This is a genomic window from Enhygromyxa salina (genome assembly GCF_000737335.2).
In the GTDB taxonomy this organism is placed as follows: Bacteria; Myxococcota_A; Polyangia; order Nannocystales; family Nannocystaceae; genus Plesiocystis; species Plesiocystis salina_C.
In genome coordinates this window covers 1-18595 of record NZ_JMCC02000128.1, presented here as the reverse complement: position 1 = coordinate 18595, position 18595 = coordinate 1, and the positions used below count along the sequence as shown (strand labels likewise).

Annotated in this window: 19 protein-coding genes; 12 read left to right on the top strand and 7 right to left on the bottom strand. The window is 66.1% G+C overall.

Annotation, left to right across the window (positions count from 1 at the left end):
- Positions 1–74: 74 nt before the first annotated feature.
- On the top strand, positions 75–941 hold the full coding sequence (locus DB30_RS35530; RefSeq protein WP_165704091.1) for an ankyrin repeat domain-containing protein: 867 nt from the start codon (positions 75–77) through the stop codon (positions 939–941).
- 89 nt (positions 942–1030) lie between these two features.
- Here the strand turns inward: DB30_RS35530 and DB30_RS35525 are convergent, their stop codons facing one another.
- Positions 1031–1414 carry a hypothetical protein gene (locus DB30_RS35525; RefSeq protein ID WP_052557617.1) on the bottom strand — a complete coding sequence of 128 codons (384 nt, stop codon included), beginning with the start codon at positions 1412–1414 and terminating at the stop codon, positions 1031–1033.
- Between the two features lie 691 nt (positions 1415–2105).
- Between DB30_RS35525 and DB30_RS35520 the strand changes: the two genes are divergently transcribed.
- Complete coding sequence (locus DB30_RS35520; RefSeq protein ID WP_052557612.1) at positions 2106–4136, top strand: 5'-nucleotidase C-terminal domain-containing protein; 2031 nt, start codon at positions 2106–2108, stop codon at positions 4134–4136.
- An 87-nt stretch (positions 4137–4223) separates the two neighbouring features.
- Here the strand turns inward: DB30_RS35520 and DB30_RS35515 are convergent, their stop codons facing one another.
- Entirely contained in the window at positions 4224–4532 is a 309-nt protein-coding gene (locus tag DB30_RS35515) for a hypothetical protein (RefSeq protein ID WP_146662087.1), read from the bottom strand.
- A gap of 453 nt (positions 4533–4985) precedes the next feature.
- Between DB30_RS35515 and DB30_RS35510 the strand changes: the two genes are divergently transcribed.
- A complete protein-coding gene (locus tag DB30_RS35510; RefSeq protein WP_052557600.1) occupies positions 4986–5186 on the top strand; it encodes a hypothetical protein in 201 nt (66 codons plus the stop codon).
- A gap of 574 nt (positions 5187–5760) precedes the next feature.
- Entirely contained in the window at positions 5761–6321 is a 561-nt protein-coding gene (locus DB30_RS35505; protein WP_052557606.1) for a CARDB domain-containing protein, read from the top strand.
- Here the strand turns inward: DB30_RS35505 and DB30_RS35500 are convergent.
- On the bottom strand, positions 6311–7360 hold the full coding sequence (locus tag DB30_RS35500) for a tetratricopeptide repeat protein (RefSeq protein ID WP_052557604.1): 1050 nt from the start codon (positions 7358–7360) through the stop codon (positions 6311–6313). The two genes, DB30_RS35505 and DB30_RS35500, sit on opposite strands and share 11 nt — an antisense overlap.
- A gap of 53 nt (positions 7361–7413) precedes the next feature.
- Here DB30_RS35500 and DB30_RS43280 point away from each other — a divergent pair, with 53 nt between their 5' ends.
- From DB30_RS43280 to DB30_RS35485, 3 genes are all read left to right on the top strand, one after another.
- The gene (locus tag DB30_RS43280; RefSeq protein WP_146662110.1) at positions 7414–7644 is read left to right on the top strand and encodes a transposase; all 231 of its coding nucleotides are present in this window, start codon (positions 7414–7416) and stop codon (positions 7642–7644) included.
- Positions 7645–7696: 52 nt separating this feature from the next.
- Positions 7697–7897, top strand: a complete 201-nt coding sequence (locus DB30_RS35490; protein WP_052557600.1) for a hypothetical protein — start codon at positions 7697–7699, stop codon at positions 7895–7897.
- Between the two features lie 270 nt (positions 7898–8167).
- Positions 8168–8788: a hypothetical protein gene (locus DB30_RS35485; RefSeq protein ID WP_146662083.1), complete on the top strand. Its 621-nt coding sequence runs from the start codon at positions 8168–8170 to the stop codon at positions 8786–8788.
- On the opposite strand, the gene DB30_RS35480 is transcribed toward DB30_RS35485, so the two are convergent.
- The 3 genes from DB30_RS35480 to DB30_RS35470 form a co-directional block, all read right to left on the bottom strand.
- On the bottom strand, positions 8766–9920 hold the full coding sequence (locus tag DB30_RS35480; RefSeq protein WP_146662081.1) for a heme-copper oxidase family protein: 1155 nt from the start codon (positions 9918–9920) through the stop codon (positions 8766–8768). The two genes, DB30_RS35485 and DB30_RS35480, sit on opposite strands and share 23 nt — an antisense overlap.
- 143 nt (positions 9921–10063) lie before the next feature.
- The gene (locus DB30_RS35475) at positions 10064–12064 is read right to left on the bottom strand and encodes a PEP/pyruvate-binding domain-containing protein (RefSeq protein ID WP_146662079.1); all 2001 of its coding nucleotides are present in this window, start codon (positions 12062–12064) and stop codon (positions 10064–10066) included.
- 29 nt (positions 12065–12093) lie between these two features.
- Complete coding sequence (locus tag DB30_RS35470; protein WP_052557595.1) at positions 12094–12441, bottom strand: hypothetical protein; 348 nt, start codon at positions 12439–12441, stop codon at positions 12094–12096.
- Positions 12442–12716: 275 nt separating this feature from the next.
- On the opposite strand from DB30_RS35470, the gene DB30_RS35465 reads away from it, so the two are divergent.
- The 3 genes from DB30_RS35465 to DB30_RS35455 are packed head-to-tail and all read left to right on the top strand — an operon-like array spanning position 12717 to position 13920.
- Positions 12717–12977 carry a hypothetical protein gene (locus DB30_RS35465; protein WP_052557593.1) on the top strand — a complete coding sequence of 87 codons (261 nt, stop codon included), beginning with the start codon at positions 12717–12719 and terminating at the stop codon, positions 12975–12977.
- 8 nt (positions 12978–12985) lie between these two features.
- Entirely contained in the window at positions 12986–13756 is a 771-nt protein-coding gene (locus DB30_RS35460) for a WD40 repeat domain-containing protein (protein WP_052557591.1), read from the top strand.
- Positions 13726–13920 (top strand): hypothetical protein, encoded by a 195-nt coding sequence (locus DB30_RS35455; RefSeq protein ID WP_052557588.1) that lies wholly within the window; start codon positions 13726–13728, stop codon positions 13918–13920. Before DB30_RS35460 ends, DB30_RS35455 begins: the two co-directional genes overlap by 31 nt.
- Before the next feature lie 9 nt (positions 13921–13929).
- Here the strand turns inward: DB30_RS35455 and DB30_RS35450 are convergent, their stop codons facing one another.
- Positions 13930–14181: a hypothetical protein gene (locus DB30_RS35450; protein ID WP_052557586.1), complete on the bottom strand. Its 252-nt coding sequence runs from the start codon at positions 14179–14181 to the stop codon at positions 13930–13932.
- Positions 14182–14513: 332 nt separating this feature from the next.
- On the opposite strand from DB30_RS35450, the gene DB30_RS35445 reads away from it, so the two are divergent.
- Both DB30_RS35445 and DB30_RS35440 read left to right on the top strand, forming a co-directional pair.
- A complete protein-coding gene (locus tag DB30_RS35445) occupies positions 14514–15617 on the top strand; it encodes a hypothetical protein (protein ID WP_146662077.1) in 1104 nt (367 codons plus the stop codon).
- A gap of 84 nt (positions 15618–15701) precedes the next feature.
- Positions 15702–18449: an eCIS core domain-containing protein gene (locus DB30_RS35440; protein WP_146662075.1), complete on the top strand. Its 2748-nt coding sequence runs from the start codon at positions 15702–15704 to the stop codon at positions 18447–18449.
- Positions 18450–18595: the final 146 nt, after the last annotated feature.

Genomic DNA, 18595 nt, shown 5'->3' with positions numbered 1-18595 from the left:
ATGAGGTCGCCTGCGCGTACCTCGACGCGCCGACCTCGAATGGATTCCGAAGAGGCCGCCTGATAGCATGTCGCATGGAAACACCCCCTTTCGACCTCATTCGGAATGGCGACACCGCCGAACTCGAGATGCGTTTGGAGGCGGGGCTCGACCCCAACTACTCGATCGGGCCAGCGCAACACAGTCTTCTGACGCTTGCTTGTGACTTGGGAAATGTTGAAGTCGTCGATCTGCTCCTTGCTCGTAAAGCCAAGAAGTCGAAAGCGTCTGGCCGTGGGACCCCCTTCTATTGCGCCATTTCCGCAGGGCATATCGATGTTGTAAAAAGGCTAGCGAAGGGCAAGAGCGGCCTGAACGCCCAGCCCTTGCCGCTCACGGTAGCGGCCCGCGCTGGCAACGCGGAAATGGTCAACGTACTGCTCGCGGCGAAGGCCGATCCAAATAAGTGCTGCAAGGATCAGAAGCTCACCCCACTGCACAGCGCGACGACGGCGGAAGTCGTCGACCTCCTCCTCGACCACGGCGCCGACCCGAACGCCGAGGATCATCGAGGTGATAACGCCGTGAGCGTAGCGATCTTTCGTGGAGACTTTGAAGTGGTCCACCACTTGTTTGAAAGGCTGCCCGAGCTGAAAAACCAGAAGGATCAATACGGGCGCACGCCCCTGATCAAGGCCGTTGCGAGCGGCAACGTCGAAGCGGCGAATTGGCTGCTCGAAGCGGGAGTGGAGATCGATCTCCCCGACGCCCGAGGAGAGACCCCGCTGACTTACGCGGTGGTCAAGAAGGAGGCCGAGTTAGCTTTGAAGCTCATCGAGTTGGGGGCGAAGGGCGACCGCAAAGACGCGGCGGGAAACACCCCACTTTTGTGGGCGCAACGCTACGGCCTGAGCGATGTGGTCGAGAAGCTCACCGACGCCGGGTTGGTCTCGAGCGCGTAGTACTCGCAAGTTGCTGCACCGCGCGTGGATCGTTGGTGCGCTCGAGCACCAACGACCCGCGCATGGGCGGCATTCGCGGCTTCGCGTCGTCAGTGCTTCTGATGGCGCTCGAAGGCGGTGGGCAGGTAAGTTTCAAACGTCTCACGGATCCACATGGGCTCTCCGGCGCCGTACTTGACCTGGCACAGCGCGAGTTTGTCATCGCGTTTGCCGATCACGAGCTGGTTGAATCCACTGAAGTAGTCAAAGAACACCATGGGTGCTTCGGTGTCGGTCAGGTTGCTGGCGTCGAAGAGAACTTCAATCGGCGGGATGAGCGTTGCGACGCCTTTGTCATGTAGCTCTTGGTTGTTGTAGAAAGACATCCCGGTCTGGCCAGCGTCGGTGTGCCGCCCAAAGATCTGCTTCTTGTCCAGTATGTTACGAATGCTCGCGCTCCCCTGAAGCTCCCCTAGCGCGGTGTCCATCAGCATCGGCGCGTCCGGGCGCTGAACGAGCTCAGCGGAAAGGTGCCATGGTGCGGGACAGCGAGACCAAGGCGGTCTTCGCGTTGGCAGTGAAGGCGTCCCTCGCGCCCGAGCCGGGCTCCACCGCGGAGCTGCCAGCGGTCGACCTCGAGGTCAAACTCGGGCTGAGGCATTGCCTTGGAAACCCCGAACGAACGGAGGAACGCGTGAAGTACCTTGGTATCAACGTCCACTCGTCCGCAAGTGTCTGGTGTCTGCTCGATCAGTCCAGTGAACAGATCGACCTCAGCCGCACCCCAACCACCTACCCCGCCCTGCACGAGCTCGGCGCGAGGCTCGTGGCCGACGACGGGCTCCTCGCCGAGCACCCAGGCGAGCGCCCAAGCTCGATGTGTTGGAACCATGCGCGACGGCAAAGCAAGCTGTGTGCCAGCAGCGACGACCACCCCACGCGGGGGTTGGCCGAACCGCGCTGCGGTTGCTGCAGCTCGCCTGCGTATCTCGCACCCGAGCGGCACGAGTCCGCATCGGAAGCGGCCTCTTCAGTGGAGGAGATCGCATCGGTGTTGGCGCAGGTCACGAGTCTGTCACGATCCGGATTCGGGCAGTGCATGGTCTCGCGACGAATCGGTGGATTTACACTCAGGGCCTCGTCCGCCGTTGTTGATCGCTGGCTGCGAGTCTAGGAGGGGCGAACATGACGACTTCGACTCGACAGCAGTTGTGTTGGCCCGCGCTCGCCCTCGCGACCGTAGCCCTGCTCGCCCCCGCCTGTACCAACGACGCGCCGAGCGACACCGACAGCACCTCCGAGACCGGTGACGGTGACGGTGACGGTGATGGCGACGGCGACGGCGACGGCGACGGCGATGGCGACGGCGACGGCGACGGCGACCCTGCCGGCGCGACCTCGCTGACCATCCTGCACATCAACGACCACCACTCGCACCTCGACAGCGACGAGTTCGCCTTCGACGTCTCCGGGCTCGACCTCGCGGCCAAGGCCGACGCCAACGACGCCGTGCTCGAGGAGGTCGAGGTGACCTACGGCGGCATGCCCATGCTCACCGCGCTGTTCGGCGAGCTCGAGGCGGCCAACGACAACGTGCTCAAGATCCACGCTGGTGATGCGATCACGGGCACGCTCTACTACTCCCTGTTCGACGGTGAAGCCGACGCGCAGCTGATGAACCGGATCTGCTTCGACGCGTTCGCCCTCGGCAATCACGAATTCGACGACGGCGACGCCGGTCTCGCCAAGTTCCTCGACTTCCTCGCCGAGGGTGACTGCGGGACCCCGGTGCTGGCCGCCAACGTCGTACCCCACGAGGGTTCGGCGCTCGTCGACGGCTACCTCGAGCCCTACGTGATCTTCGACGTCGCCGGCCAGCAGGTTGGGCTCATCGGCATCGACATCGCCCAGAAGACCAAGGTCTCGTCTCAGCCCGACGAGGGCACGCAGTTCCTCGACGAGCTCGAGACCGCGCAGCAGTACATCGACGAGCTCGAGGGCCTCGGCGTCAACAAGATCGTGCTGGTCACCCACTACCAGTACCAGCAGGACCTCGCGCTCGCGGCCAACCTGACCGGCGTCGACGTCATCGTTGGCGGCGACTCGCACACCCTGCTCGGGGGCAGCAACCTGACCGAGCTCGGCTTCCAGGTAGGCGGCGACTACCCGACCGAGGTCACCGACAAGGACGGGAACATGGTCTGCGTGGTCCAGGCCTGGGAGTACGCCCACCTCCTCGGCGAGCTCCACGTCGACTTCGACGCCGCGGGTATCGTGACCAGCTGCTCGGGCGTGCCCAAGCTGCCGATCGACGGGTTGTCCTTCGCGTACGAGTACGTCAACGACATGATGGAGGAGGAGAGTCGCGTGCTCGAGGGTGCGGACATCGACGCCGTCGTCGCTGCGCTGACCGCCTATGAGGAGGTCGTCGTGGTCGATGCCGACGCCGACGCGAGCGCGGCGCTCTCGACCTTCAACGAGCAGGTGTCCGTGCTCGAGCAGACGGTCATCGGCAGCGTGTCCGAGCAGATCTGCCTCGAGCGCTTTCCCGGCCAGGGCACGTCCGGCAACGTCGAGTGCACCGAGGCCACCTACGAGCACGGCAGCGACATCGGCAACCTCGTGGCCAAGGCCTTCATGACCGTGACCCCGACCGCCGACTTCGCCATTCAAAACGGCGGTGGCGTGCGCGAGACCGTTGAGCCCGGCGACTACACGATCGCCAACGCCTTCAACCTGCTGCCTTTCTCCAACACCCTGGTGACCCTGGAGATGACCGGCATGGACATCGTGACCGTGCTCGAGGACGCGCTGTCCAACCACCTCGACGACATGGGCTCGACGGGCTCGTACCCCTACGCCTCGGGCATCCGCTACGACGTCGACGCCTCGGCCGCCGAGGGCGGCCGGATCAGCAATGTCGAGATCAACCCCCGGCTCGCGGGCAGCTGGGAGGCGATCGATCTCAACGTCACCTACGTCGTCGTGACCAACGACTTCATCGCCAAGGGCTTCGACGGCTACGAGACCTTCGGGCTGGTCTGGGACATGGGCGCGTACGAGAACACCTATACCGAGTACGCTCAGGGCTGGATCGACTACGTCGAGCTCGCGTCGCCGCTGGCCAAGCTTCCGGTCGAGGAGGCCTCGACGCAGGTCTACATCGGCACCGACAGCTGCGACCACAGCCAGCAGGGCGACTGCGTCGCGTACTGAGTTGCTCCGGAGGTCGAGCGCCTCATGCTTGATCCTGCCGACCGCACACGGTTTCCGTGTGCGGTCGCGCTGCGTCCGGACTTCGCCTCAACCCGCCCGTCGCAGCAGGTAGCGCGTCCCGCTCGTCACCCCCGTCCGTTCCACAACCCCCGCCGCGATCAACCGCCGAAGCGACCCAAGCAGCTTCCACCGCGGCCCGCCGAGCCGCGCCCGCAAGTACGCGGCCCCAACTCGCCGCGGCGCCTCGCCAAGCACCTCCACCACACACGCGTCAAACTCCTCACCGCTCGCCCGACTCGCCCGCTCGAGCCGACCACGCTGGATCGGGGGCCCGCCGTCGGCCGGGAGCTCGACGCTCCCGCTCTCCCCACAATCGCACAGCTCGTGGATGGTCAACGACCCCACCACCTCAGATCCCGGACCCGAGCCCTCCATATATTCGCGCAGCCGCGACGGCCCGCCGTCAGGCGCCCCACGGGCCTTGACGTCCTCGGAGGGAGATGGCCCTGCTAGCACGTATCCGTGAGCACGCACCGCTCGGTGTGTGCACCGCGAAAGAGTCGGCGAAGCCACCATCCCGCAAGCGAAGGTGGCCCAGATCCCGGACACCTCGCTGGCTCACGCATGAGCTCCGCAAAGCACGTCTACGACGGCCGAGTAGCTGGTCGTGGCTGCTCCCTCGCCGTGCTCGACGACTCCGCGTCGAGACAGCTACGAGCGTCGGCGGCCCGACGAGACGCTGCTGTACCAGCTGATCGAGCAGCACTGGCCGACCTTGCTGGCCGGAGTCCGCGTAGGTAGACGAGGACGGCCGCCAGGCCGCCCGCAGTCAAAGCGCGGCCGGAGATCGTGCCAGGCCCCGAACCCAAGCGCGCTGAGCCGACGCAGCTCCCGTTGTCACTCGCGGGCGATCCGAGCGCGCTCGAGGGGCTCGCCAAGCAACCCTCTCGACATCCATGGGCGTGGCTGCTCTCGCGGGTGTTCGCGGTCGACATCATGACCTGCCCGCGCTGCCGCGGTGCGATGCGCTTGGTGAAGATCGCCAACTGACCCGACGAGATCGCACGGGCGCTCGCCGATCTGGGTCTCGGTCCCCGTCCGCCTCCGCGGCCAAGGCCAGCCCCTGCTGGCCAGCTCGAGCTCGAGTTCGACTTCGCGGCGTGACCGGCCCGACTCTGCTCGAGTTGTGCTCGTCGAGCCGTGCCCCGGGTGCACGGGGCTGGCTTCGTTCGGGGCGACATCGCGCCGAACGGGTCCTGTCCAGCAGCTGACCCGTCCGCGATGCGCCTCGTCGGCCGACGAGCCCGCCAAGCGCGGGATGTCGCGATGTTCACGCGCCCCGCGACCCCGCATTGGATGTCTTATCCGCTCGAGATCGATCGCGGTCACGAAGCCGACGTTGCGCCGGCTGACCGCGCGCTGGGCCGCGAGGTCGTCGTTGTCGTCGCGGTCGACCCCAACCTCGGTGCGATACGGATCAGCGGGGGGGCCGAGCACGAGCGCGATGGCAAGGATCCCCCACACCGTGGGCGAGGGTCCCCTTTCCCAGGCTGGGAGTCACGCCGCGGGGACGATTCGTGGGCAGGTCTTTGATCGAATCAAGGCGCGACGGCACCTCACTGCCATGATGACAAAGACAATCGCCTCGTTGGTCGCCGCTTGCACGCTGCTGCTCCCCGCCACGGCCCTCGCCGCGCCCGATCTCATCGTTTCCGACATCAACGCGTCGTACGACGACGTCACCGATCTCGTCACGTTCAAGATCATCGTCAAGAACATCGGCCCGGACGCCGCTGTCAATTCATTCTGGGTCGACATGTGGGCGGCAGAGGACGCGGATTGGGCGACGTGCTCGGACGTCGACTGGGACTGGGGGTCGGTCTCCGCTGGGCTGGGCAGCGGCGGCTCTGCGAAGGTTTACCTGGAGATGCCTCGCAGCTACACCATGGGCGATCCGATCGCCTTCTTCGTCGACGTCGATCAGCGCGTCGTCGAGGCCGACGAGACCAACAACGAGGGCCAGGCCCTGGTGATGGTCTCAGACCCGTCGGAGCCGCGGGTCGCGATCGGCAGCACGACCGAAAACAACTCCGAGTGCCTGCAGGACGCGGTCTTCGACGCGCTCGGGGTCGTGATCCCGGGTTGGGCGCAGGTGTTCTTCGCCAAGCTGCGCGTCATTCAGTAGCAGCGCTGTCGTCGTCGTCGTCGCTCGGCGTGGCCGCGGGGGCCTCGCGCTCGCGGGCGGCCCGGGCGGCGATCGTGCCCAGCTCACGCTTCGCGGTGAAGCGCTCGCCGTCCCAGGTGATCGTGAGCCGCTCGAAGCTGACGGGCCGCGCGGGCACCGGGCTGCGGTGACGGACGACGAGATCGTCGAGCCCACCGGTCTGGATCGCCCACAGGCCAGTGTCGCCTGCGTTGCGGCCGTTGCTGATCCGCAGCGCGGCCTTCTTGGCGGCCTCGATCTGGGCCTTGTCGGCGTCGGGCGTCAGCGGCTCGACGCCGAGCGTCAGGTCGTGCTCGAGGTCGGCCCAGGTGAGGATGGTCCAGGTGGTCGGGGTGTCGAACAGCTGCAGGCGGTCGAGCTCGCGCTCGAGCTTGGCCCGGGGTAGCTGCTCGTCGTCGCTCGCGAGCAGCTCGCCGAGCAACACGGCGGCGTGCAGCCGGGCAAAGCGGCGCGGATCGTCGGCGCCGGGCCGGCCCTCGCCGCCGATGACCTTGCGAAGCAGCCGCAGGCCCTCGTCGACCCGCCCGGCTCCGGCCGCAGCCCGAGCCATGCGGATCACGTCGGTCGGCGCCGCGCTCAGCGAGACCAGGTCCTGGTACTGGCGGTAGGCCTCCTGGAACCACCCGTGGCGCAAGAAGATGTCGCCGAGCAAGCGGCGGGTGTACTCGCCGCTTGGATCGTATTCGACGATCTCGGAGAACACCCGCTTGCCTTCTTCGTCCTCGCCGGCTTCGACGAGCAGCTCGCCGAGGCGCTGGGCCAGCAGCGGGGTGATCAGCCCGCGCTCGCGCAGCTTGCGGGCCGCGGCGATCGCATCGTCGACGCGGTCGAGCTCGAACAACAGATCGATGCGCAGCAGATCCAGCGGCAGTCGCTCGTCCTCGCTGGCGTCGGCGTGCTTGGTCAAGGCGAGCGTGACAACCTCGAGGGCCTCGCCCGCGCTGGTCGCCCGCGCGGCCTCGTCGGCGACGCTGCGCCAGTCGAGATCGCCGCCGTACATGCTGCGCTCGACCGCGCCGATCAGGCCCGGCTCGACCAGGCGCGCGGCCGCCGATCGCCCAAGAGCGGCTCGAGCTCACCGCCGATCGTCGCTGCCGCTACAACTTTCGGCACGCGTGGAAAAATGGCGTGCATGCAGTCTTGCTCGCTCCGCTCGACCTCATCGCGCGGCTGTGTGCCCTGATCCCGCCACCAAGGTTCCACATGTTGCGCTACCACGGCGTGCTCGCGGCTCACGCCAACCGGAGCGGATGGAGGCCAGCTTGCTGGCCGGAGTCCGCGTAGGTAGACGAGGACGGCCGCCAGGCCGCCCGCAGTCAAAGCGCGGCCGGAGATCGTGCCAGGCCCCGAACCCAAGCGCGCTGAGCCGACGCAGCTCCCGTTGTCACTCGCGGGCGATCCGAGCGCGCTCGAGGGGCTCGCCAAGCAACCCTCTCGACATCCATGGGCGTGGCTGCTCTCGCGGGTGTTCGCGGTCGACATCATGACCTGCCCGCGCTGCCGCGGTGCGATGCGCTTGGTGAAGATCGCCAACTGACCCGACGAGATCGCACGGGCGCTCGCCGATCTGGGTCTCGGTCCCCGTCCGCCTCCGCGGCCAAGGCCAGCCCCTGCTGGCCAGCTCGAGTTCGACTTCGCGGCGTGACCGGCCCGACTCTGCTCGAGTTGTGCTCGTCGAGCCGTGCCCCGGGTGCACGGGGCTGGCTTCGTTCGGGGCGACATCGCGCCGAACGGGTCCTGTCCAGCAGCTGACCCGTCCGCGATGCGCCTCGTCGGCCGACGAGCCCGCCATGCGCGGGATGTCGCGATGTTCACGCGCCCCGCGACCCCGCATTGGATGTCTTATCCGCCTGGCGACGGCGACTCGAGCACGGGCGACGGCGACGGTGATCCCTACGCGGACTGGTGCGGGCTCAGTGAGGGTCCGACCGAGCCATGGTTCGAGCTCTCACAGTTCGGTGACCTGCTCACCGAAGCTGGCCGCGTAGAGGTCGAGTGCGGATTTCAGGGCTTCTTCATGATCGAGATTCGCCCCGAGCTCGGTGGCTTCATCCCCGACGCGGAGGACGTCAGCTTCCACGTGACGCTCGACGTCGAAGGCTACAACGTCGGCCCCAATGGGCACTTCGCCGAGAGCGACTTCGACATCTACGTGGCCTGCTGCGAGGAGACCTACGAATACAGCTATGAGTGCTACTACCTCTCGACGACCTTCCAGCTGTTCCCGCCCGATCAGATCGCCGATCTGTCCGTGATCCACGAGCAGCCGGGCCAGCTGACGGTGACGATGCAGACGCCCGAGGGATCGGTCGAACGGGAGCTCGACGTGCAGATGTGGGCGCTGCAGCAGAACATGGAGTGGGAGTTCTGCGAGTACTTGTATCCAGACATGGCGCCGCTGCAGATTAGCGCGCTGCCGATCCCGTGAGCGTCGCACTGGCAGCCGCGCGCCGCCGCCCCGACGCCCACATCCAGGCCTCCAGCGCCAAGCCGGCGCAGAGCAACAGAGCGGCCGCGCCCGCCGAGCGATGGCCGATCGTGAACTCGGGCAGGTAGGCGATGTAGCGCCGCGGCATGCCTGCGTGTCCGAGGCTGAGCATCGCCAGGCCAAGCCACGCGGTGGCCAGGCCGATCATGAGCGGCGCGGCCTTCAGGGTCCAGATCGGGTGGTCGACAAAGCGAGACGGCTGGAAGTAGCGCAGCGCCATTGGTCCGCCGATCGCCAGCAGCAGCAGCGCGGTGAGGTGGAACTCGCCGATCACCAGATAGCTGTCGGCGACATGCACGTCGAGCGCGAGCGAGGCGACGTAGGCTCGCGCGACCACGCTCAGCAGGTAGACCATGATGAAGACGGGCAGGTAATCGGCCGCCGGACTCACACGATGAGCTGCCGGCACGCGCCTGCCCGCGATGAAAGCCGCGATCACGCCGAGGTGCACGATGATCGCGAGTGCGCGCCGCAGCTCCGGTAGTGCGGTGGCGTCACTGGAAACACCTCCAAACAGCGCGAGCAACACCAACGTGACAAACACGCGTGGTCGGACCTTGGTGCCGTTCGATTCGCGTTGGATGAGCAGGAGGATCCCGATCATGGCGATCAGTGGGGCTGTCAGCGCGTCGACATGAAAGAATGTGCCCTCAATCCGGAGCACGCCCCCGAGCGCGTTCGTGACGCCCGTGATCAGCTGCCACGAGACCGCGATCAACACGACCCAGCCTTCGGGCGAGGAGGCCTGCTCTGGGAGCGAACGCCATGACGTCCCGGCCATGCCAAGCATCACGCCGAGGGCCATCGTGATATCGGCGATCGCCAGCGTGAGCCCGCACGCGGCGATCCAGTCGACCGCGCGTGGATCCGTTTGTGGAAACACGAAGATGGCGGCCAGCATCGCCACCGTGCCCACGAGATAGCCCGCCAGCGCCAGCCCGGCGAGCGCGTCGCTCGCGCCCCTCGCCCGACCGACGCGCTCGTGCAGGCGCGCGACATACAGATTGGCGATCGGTCCGATCACACAGATGCGCAGGGCCGCGATCGCCAGCGCGCCAGCGTGGATCGTCAACGAGAGCCCGTAGACATGCTCTGACAGCAGGTCCCTCGTGGGGCCGAGCGCGAGCTCGAGCTGCATCACCAGGCCCGCGAGGGCGCCGATGACGATCAGCGCCACCATCATCCAGGCCGTCGCGGCCGCGACAGATCGGTGGCTCATTTGCCGAGGCCCGGGTGTGGCCGGGCTTGCTTGATCCACAGGATCGGCTCGGGGTATTCGTCGACATCGTCGAATTTGAACTCGACGTCCATCGCATACCAGCCGGTTTCATCGGGCGCATAGATGCCCGCAAAATAGCTGTGAATCGAGTCCAGCGCGGTCCCGAGCTCGTACAGCTGCGCGTTGGTCAGCACGTCTTCCCCCGGCGCGACCAGGTTGGAGTGGGCGATGTAGACCACGGGCTGACCGGGGAAATCGAAGTGATAGATCAGCTGATCCGAGGTGTATCCGGGCTCGGGCTTGACGACCGACGTGCCGCCGGTCTGCACATTGATATAAAAGCCCGGCTCGGCGCCCGATTGATCGAAGATGTTGGCCGTCAGCGCGACGCCGTTGGCCTCTTCGTCGGGGAACGAGCGGTGCACCAGCAGCGACATCCCGACCGCGGTGTGCTCGATGCCTCGATACTCGCGCTCCTCGAACGCGCGGAAGTACCAGACGCTGGCCCACACTTCCTTTACGGCGGCCTGGAATGGGTCCTCCAGCGAGACAGCGTAGCCGCTCTTGGACGTGTACAGCCCCGCGCCGGTGAAGCCCTCGAGATCCTCGGCGTTGGTGCTGGACCGAAAGCGCATGCGCTCGCCGGGATACTCGGCCTCGAGCTTGGCGATCATGGCGGCCTCGAACGCGGCGTTGAGCGGCGCGGCCAGCATGTCGTCGCGCAGCGCGGCCAGCATGGTTTGGCGGGTCTGCGCGTCCTGCCGGAAGCTGTCGTCGGCCAGCATTTGATCAATGCGGAGGTCGAAGCCGTTCTCGACCAGGAATTGATCATAGAAGAAGATCGGGACCGCGAACGCCTTGGGCGGATTGAGGTTGCTGCCGATCTTGGGCAGCACCGCGTAGTTCGACGTCTTGCCGCCAAACGCCGGGATCGCCTGGTCGATCGCCGCTTTGTCGTCGAGCATTGGATCGAGCACATCCTCGATGTCGGTCAGCGCCTGCACGGATAGATCCTTGGCCGGGACCCCGAGCGCCTCCGGCCGGTTCGCCTCCCACCACGCGTCGGCCTCCGCGGCGGTGACCTCTTCGATGCTCCAATCGTCGGCCGTGACCGAAAAGCGCACCCACTTGCCCTCGAGCGGGCGCAGCTGCTCGTGGGTGAACGCGTCTTTGAGCCCGAGATTGGGCGTGCCGCGGCTCTGGCTGAGCACGTTGATGTGCGACAGCGGGGTCTGAAACGCCTGCGTGATGATCCCCGATACTACCGTGATGTCATTGGGCACGTTGTCGAGCACGACCAGATCCCGAAAGGTCAGCAGCGCGCTGTCGAGCTGCGCGGCGCTGACAAACACCAGCTTGGCGTAGGTCTCACCGGTGTTGAGGATCTGAAATTCCTGGTCTGCGTAGAGCTCATCCGTGGTGATGATCTTGACCCACTCGGGCAGGTCTTGGGCCTCGAGCTCGACGGCCTCCGAGGTCGGGTGAAAGTACAGATCCTCGCCGAAGAAGCTGTTGTCGCGAATCTTCGCATACGCAGCAGCGATCATGTCTGCGTTGGCGGTGTCGTAGGGCGAGACCTCGTAAGTCCACTTTTGCGGACCGCCGTAATAGGTGAGCGCGCCCAGATAGAACCGGCGACCGGGCGAGTAGTACTCCGTCTGGTTGAAGTCCCCCAGTTGCGGGACGATCGGCTTGCCCTGACCGGACAGATGCTCGAACGCGAACTCCCAGTGGATCGCGTATTCGTTGCTGTTTTGAAAATAGAGTTGACCATCGAAGGTGTCGACGACGGTCTTGGCCGAGACCGCGCCAGCCTTGGCCGAGTTGAGCGGCTTGGCGGCGAGCAGGTCGAAGTCGCCCTGGCAGCCGAACGTCTGGCTGTAGTCGGCCGCCTGCGTCAGCGCGCACACTTGCTCGGGCGCCGGGTCGCCACACCCGGACAGCACCGCAGCGCTCGCGCCCAGCAGTGCACACAAGAGTCGCGGTCGAGCTGGCATGGCGGGTGGTGGGTGGCGGAGCGACTTCGTCAGAGACAGGTCTCCTTCATGATGTCGCAGGTCTGACCGTCGGGGCAATCCACGTCGTTGGTGCAAGGTGTGTGGCCGCCGACCTCGAGCGTGGCGGCCCGGTGCGCGCGGATCTGAAACTCCACGCAGCCGGTGTCGGCCTGGGTCGAGTCCACCGTGCGGCGGTACGCGTGGCCAGTTGGAAACCCGGACACGCCGGCCGAGAGCAGCGCGTCGATGACGGCGGCTGGCACCTCGAAGCTGCCGCTGTCGGGGCCCTCGCACTCGAGCGTCGCGGGCGAGAGGCCGTGCTGGTCGACGTTGATCGTCAGATAGAAGCTGGCCTCGCCGCCCTCGGGCTCGGGCACCCAGGTGACGGTCAGCGGCTCGCCTGCGTTGGCGGTCCATGCGGTGTCAGTCAGCTCGATCGGCGTGAACCCGCGGCCGCTGAGCTCGATCGGGCCCGCCCGGATCCCGCGCGTGACGATAGGGCTGAGAGTCGACTCTGCTCACCGCTATTTGCTAGGGTTTCGGGCCCATGGCATCACACCGTATGCAAGCGAGCGCCCTCCCTTTGCGGACGCGCGGCCCTGGCCCCGAGCCGCTCGCTACGGGCTGCCTGGCTCGCGGCCGTCTGCGCCTAATGGGGCTCCTCGCGGCCCTGCTCCTGTTCGCAGCCTGTCCGAGCCCGACGGCGCGCGAGGTAGCGACGCCCGTCGACATCGAGCCCGAAGCATCCGCGCCCGCACAGGTCCAGGCGGCCCCCGTGTTCGGGTTTCAGTGCTCGCGCGAGCCAGTCGAGCTGTTCCCGAGCCCGCACAAGACCAGGGACATCGCCCTGTCGAACGACGGCGAGCTCGTCGCGGCGACGGACGCGGATGTGGTCGCGCGATCTGGGAGCTGAGCACGGGCGTGCGCCGTCAGACCCTCGGCGGCGAGCACGGCCCGATTCGTCTGCTGGCTTTCTCGCCGAGCGGCCGCCGGCTCGCGGCCGTCGGAGCTGAGATCTTGATCGTCTGGAACCTCGACGACGGCAGCGTCGCTCGCCGCGTGAGCCTCTGGCGTTACCAGGACCGCCTAGTCTACCTTGAGCTCGACGGGCGTGAGTGGCTCGTCATAGACCGCGCGATACCCGCCAAAGTTCCGCAGCCTCCCGCGCTCGTGGTCGAGGTCGACGGCGACGCGCTCCTGTCTCCCTTCGGCTCCGAACACGGCAGCCGGCAGATCGCCGTGGCCCGCGACCGCCTCGCCGTCGTGCGAGACGGTGAGCCCGCGGCCGTCTGGCTCGGTCCCGAGCACGAGCCCCTCGAGCTGAGCGACGCAGTCGGTCCCGTTGCGATGTCGACCGACGGCCGGATCGTGGCGAGCACCGGCTATCGCGGGGAAGTCTCGACCTGGGACACGCAGACCGGCGCGAAGCTGGGTCACTTGCGCGACGAAGACACGAAGTCCCGAAGCGCAGCCGTCGCCCTCAGCCCCGACGGGCACCGCGTCGCGGTTCTCTATGACGACGGCGGCGGGATGCTGTGGGACACCTCGACCGGAGCGGTCGTAGCCCCATTGTCGTCCCCCGCCGGGCTCGAGCGATCCTCGACTTCAGTCATGACGGACGTTACGTCCTCACCGGCGTTGGCGGTATCCTCGATCACACCATGGCGCCCGGTCCGGCGCCCGTGTGGCTGAGCGACGCCTCCGACGGCGCGTGGTCGCGGGAGCTAGCGATCGGTGACTTCGTCCACGGGCTCGAACTCGCCCGCGACGGTCAGTTGCTGGCCGTCGCGGGCTACGCCTCGGCCCGGCTTTGGTGCCTTCCGGCGTTTGTGGACGAGACTCCAGCCGACCCCTGAGGCAACCCCTCATTCGTTGCCGGTCATCAGCCAGTTGAACCACGGCCGATCGGAGAACAGCTTCTTGACCAACGCGATGCGCTTGACGCCTCCTTCGGCGGCGAGGGTCTTCTCCGCCGCGGCGCGCCAGACCCGATCGGGGTGGGCCCTCAGGTATTTATCTACCCGATTGCCCACGTCGTCGCCCTCCTTGGCGAGGATCTCCTGCTCGACGAAGCGCTCGCCCTTTCGAATGTAGTTGCCACCGTCGCCCGTGGCCATGAACCCGTCGAGGTAGGGCAGCAGCCAGATGGTAAGGAATACCGGGTCGTTCTTCCACGATAAACCCTTGGCAAAGTATTCGAGCGACTATGCCGGTACGTCGCGCGATGACCTGCCCGCGCTGCCGAGGTGCGATGAAGCTCGTCGAGATCGCCAACGAGCGCGAGGCGATCGCTCGAGTGCTGGCCAACGCCGGGCTCGGGCCGAGGCCACCGCCACGCCCGAGGCCACTTCGAGATCGAAGGCTGAAGCCCGCGCCAGAAACACCCTCGGACATCCGCGAGATTGCCTCTCCGTGGGTGGCCGAGCTACCATCGAGCATGAGTTCGGCGGTGCGACGCGCAGTCATCGAGCTCGTCGCGCTCGGGGTCCTGGCTTGCCAACCGGCACCCGAACCGAGCGTCGCGCCGCTCGGACCGGCCGTTAGCGAGGAACAGCCTCGAGACTCCGCGGACGTTGCGACCGAGCGGGCGCCTCTGGACTGGCGCACCGTCTACACCGTCGACGAAGGAGCGGGCAGCTTCGCCCTGGTCGAGATCGGCGCGCGCCTCCGCGACAACGCGCGGGGCGGCCAAAGCTGGGTCTACGACGGCCTGCATCCGCTCCTCGTTCAAGTCGTCAACGCTGGCCCCGAGCTCGTCGAGGTCCGGCTCGACTGGCCCGAGCGCGCGAGCGCCCACCACTGCGCTGGGGCGCGCGCGGGTCTCGGCTTGCGGGCGTTCGTCGAGACGACGGCGCTGCTCGAGGTCGTGACCCGAGCGACCAGCATCGAGCTCGCCGACGGAAGCGGGCTCAACGTCGCTTCGGGGGTGCCCGTCGTCCGCCGAGCTGATGAGATCGTGCTCTCGACCCGCGCGAAACTCAACGGAACCGGGTTCGTGATGTCTGACGGGTTCAGCATCGCGCTCGATCCCGTCGCACTCCAGACCGGCGTGTCCTATGTTCCGATCGCGTCGGCCAGCATCCCGACACCGCTCGACCGCGAGCTCACGGGCGAGCTCCGCTACGGAGGTCGGAGCCTTCGCGTCGCCACCGGATTGGCGCAACGCGTCTACCAGCAACCCGAAGCGAGCGGGCGACTGTCGCTCGGCTCGGCTTGCCTGCAGCTCGCCGGTGCCTTCGATCCTGGCCCCGCCCCAGAGGCATGGCCGTCGACGGGCGGATCGGGGTGCTCGCGCCCGTCGACGACGAGCCGTGAGCTGTGGGCGCTTCGCGTCGGCGCGGCGCTGACCTGGCCCGACGGCGAAGATGCTGGTGAAGTGTTTCGGCGCTTCGTTCACGTCGGCAAGCTGCGCAGGCGGGGAGACCGGCGCTGCTTCGAGCTGACCCTGGCATGTGGCGAGCACCCCGGACCGCAGGTGTGTGTCAGCGCCGCGGACATCTCCGGGGGGCAGCTTGGCGACCTCAATTCGACGGGCCTGCTCGACGGGTCGTAAGCCCGTTGGGTCTCGAACCCACACCATCGACCAGCTATCCAGAGATTCGTGACTGTGCTGAAATGTCGACGGAGATAGATCGAGATGGCGCTCAAGCAGATAAAGCGCGACGAGACCCAACGAAAGGGCTCGGGCGCTCACACACGACGACCTTTTCGGGTAGACACGCCGCACCAGCCTCCCAGCGCGGGTCTGCGCGTCGACTCGCCGGCGAGTCCGTTCGAAAGGGACGCCGAGAACCTGGCCTGGGGGAGGCCCTACACCCTCTCGCCGCCGACGTCGATGGTCGGCTCCGTGGGGCACCCGGTCGCTCCTGACCTCGACGCCCGGATCCAGGCCGAGCGTCAGCTCTCGGGTCGGCCCATCGCTCCAGAGTGGCGCTCTAGCATGGAGCGTCGCCTTGGCCAGCCTCTCGCCGAGGTTCGCGTACGCCAGGGCTCCGAGGCCGAGAACTTGACCCGTGCACTCGATACCTCGGCGTTTACGGTCGGCCGTGACGTCTTCCTCGGCGCGCGCCGCAGCGACCTCGGCCGGTTCGAGAACGCCAAGGTCTTCCAGCATGAACTCGCCCACGTGGCCCAGAATCGGCGCGGAGGCGATCTCGATGTCATTCGTCGGGCGCCGGATGCCGGCGCCTCCGCGGACGCCCGTCCGGCGAACCCCTATGCAGGCTACACCTTCGGTGTGCTGTACTTTCGCCTCGAGAACATGGAGCCCATCAACCGCAATTACGATGGGCTCGCCGAGGCGTTGATCGAACGCATCGGCGACAAGTACACCGCCACGGAAGAGGCGACGCGACTTTATTTGCTATTGCTCGAAGACGGCAGGAATCAGCTCGCCGCAAAGGCGCTGCCCAAACTCGATCGCAAGCTCATGGCCGAAGCCGCGGGCTGGGCCGCTCCACACACCTTCGGAGGGTTTGACCGCTCGCTGCGCCTGTCGAAGGCCGACAAACTGCTCGCGGCCGCGCGGACCAAGGCTCGCCAGCGCAGCGAAAAAAACGACGAGATCATCTTTCGTTCGCTGGAGTTGGTCCTCCGGATGATGACTTGGGCGCTCGTCGGAGCACAAATAAGGCAAGACCGAAAACCGTCGACGACCCTCTTCTACCAAGATACAGGCGAGATTTTCTCGATCATCCGTGAGATTTATGGACTCTACCCCTCGCTCACGGAAGAGGCTCTGCTCGCGGGCGACCCAGACGCCGCGAGCGACCACACCTACGCCGGTAATCGCCTCTATGTCCACCTCGACGAGTTCTTGAAGACCACGCCGATGTTCCAAGAGATCGATCGGGAGTTCGGCGAATTCTCGGTCATGGCCGACCGCCGGCCGATCATGCGGATCTCGACGGTCATGATGCGAAAGCGTGACAAGCGGGGGCCGGGAGGACGCAAGGATTACACAGTCGAGGGAACCAACGGCGTCGACGAGCGAGCCAACGCGATCACCATCGAGCAAGCGGAGCGGGACGAGGCGGACTTTCCCGAGACCCCCGCGTCGCTCATGCAGGAGGTCCACGCCCAGGGTCGCTTCATTCGCAGGATCTACAACATTCCGGAGATCCGGGAGGCGTTTGCCAATAGGATCCCTGACCTCGACTCGAAAACGGACCGCGTCGTGATCTGGGGAGTCCTATACGAGCGGTTCGAGCGGTTCGCGCCGGGGCACGGCCTCGAACTGTTGTTCCGCGAGATGGAGGATTACCTCGGCGCGTTCACCCAGCACATCATGTTCAGCATCCGGGATGCGGGCACGCCTTACAGCCGCTCGACGATGCCCAAGGACATCGCCGGTCGTTTTCGCCAGGACTGCGGTGTCTATGCGCTGACCATAGCCGAAGAGATGCACCAAGTCTCACGGGCCAACACCAAGCTCGATCTGCAGTTTGAGCTGTATTTCTTCCCTGGTCATGTCGCCCTCGTCATTCGCCAACGCGACGGCGACCACTTTTTCGTTGTCAACAACGACCAGATCCATGGCCCACTCCCGGGTACCAAGCCGCCGCGCAACGCCGACATGGACAAGGACACGAACAACTCGTTCTACGAGTCACTCGCGCAGTCCTACGGGAAGACCATGGGCTTTGGCAACATGGTCTCGCCAGCCGCTGGCACCAACCTGGGGTCGACGAAGGACAGTCCGACGCAATTTCAAGACCGTTCCTGGAGCCGCTATCGAGCGATCTCCGCTGGCTGGGGCATCAGCCCCGCACCCTATCGAAACGACTTCGGTGACCTGCCAATGAGCGAGCAGGAGATGAAGGCCTACGAGCAATACACCAATGGCCTGGAGGAGTACGACAAACGGAGTAAGAACCTGGTCGCACAACTCCAGGCCTGGCACGCCAAGCTCCTGATGTTCGAGGATTCCGCGAAGCGAAAGGAGTTCCTGCGCGGGGTGGTCCTAAATCATCTCTACTCCAAGATCGGTGACGAAACGCTGCGAACCATCGAAATATTTGGTCGTTTCGGCTTCGGTGCGGTGTCCGATGGCTACGTCGTCGTCGACAGCCCACGCGTGCGCGACATGATCGATATTGACCTTCGCTACATCTTCACTAGCCCGGGCAACGGGGTCCCAGCCGTCGTCCGCTACGGTCGGCTCGTCAACACGATGCTCCTCAACAATGTCGTCACGTTCACGAGCGGCGTCCCTGCGATCGATATCACAGCCCCCGACGCCTTCGTCCCCGACAACCTGTCGCGCCCGGCGACGGTAGCAACCAGCCAGCCGTTCGTGAAGGCCTTCGCAGACCTGATGAACAGCGGATTGGCATCGTCGATCACCGTCCACCCGGGCAAGCTCGACGGCAACAATATGTTTTAGTTTGCTCTTCCGTGACGCCCCTTGCGGATATGGGCAATTGCCTCGTCAGAGTGATGTGCAACACCCCCTGAATTTCAATCAAGGCCGCCGCTGCCTTGGCCGGCGCATGTCGGACGTCGCGGCGCACCTCGTCGATGAGGTGTTGC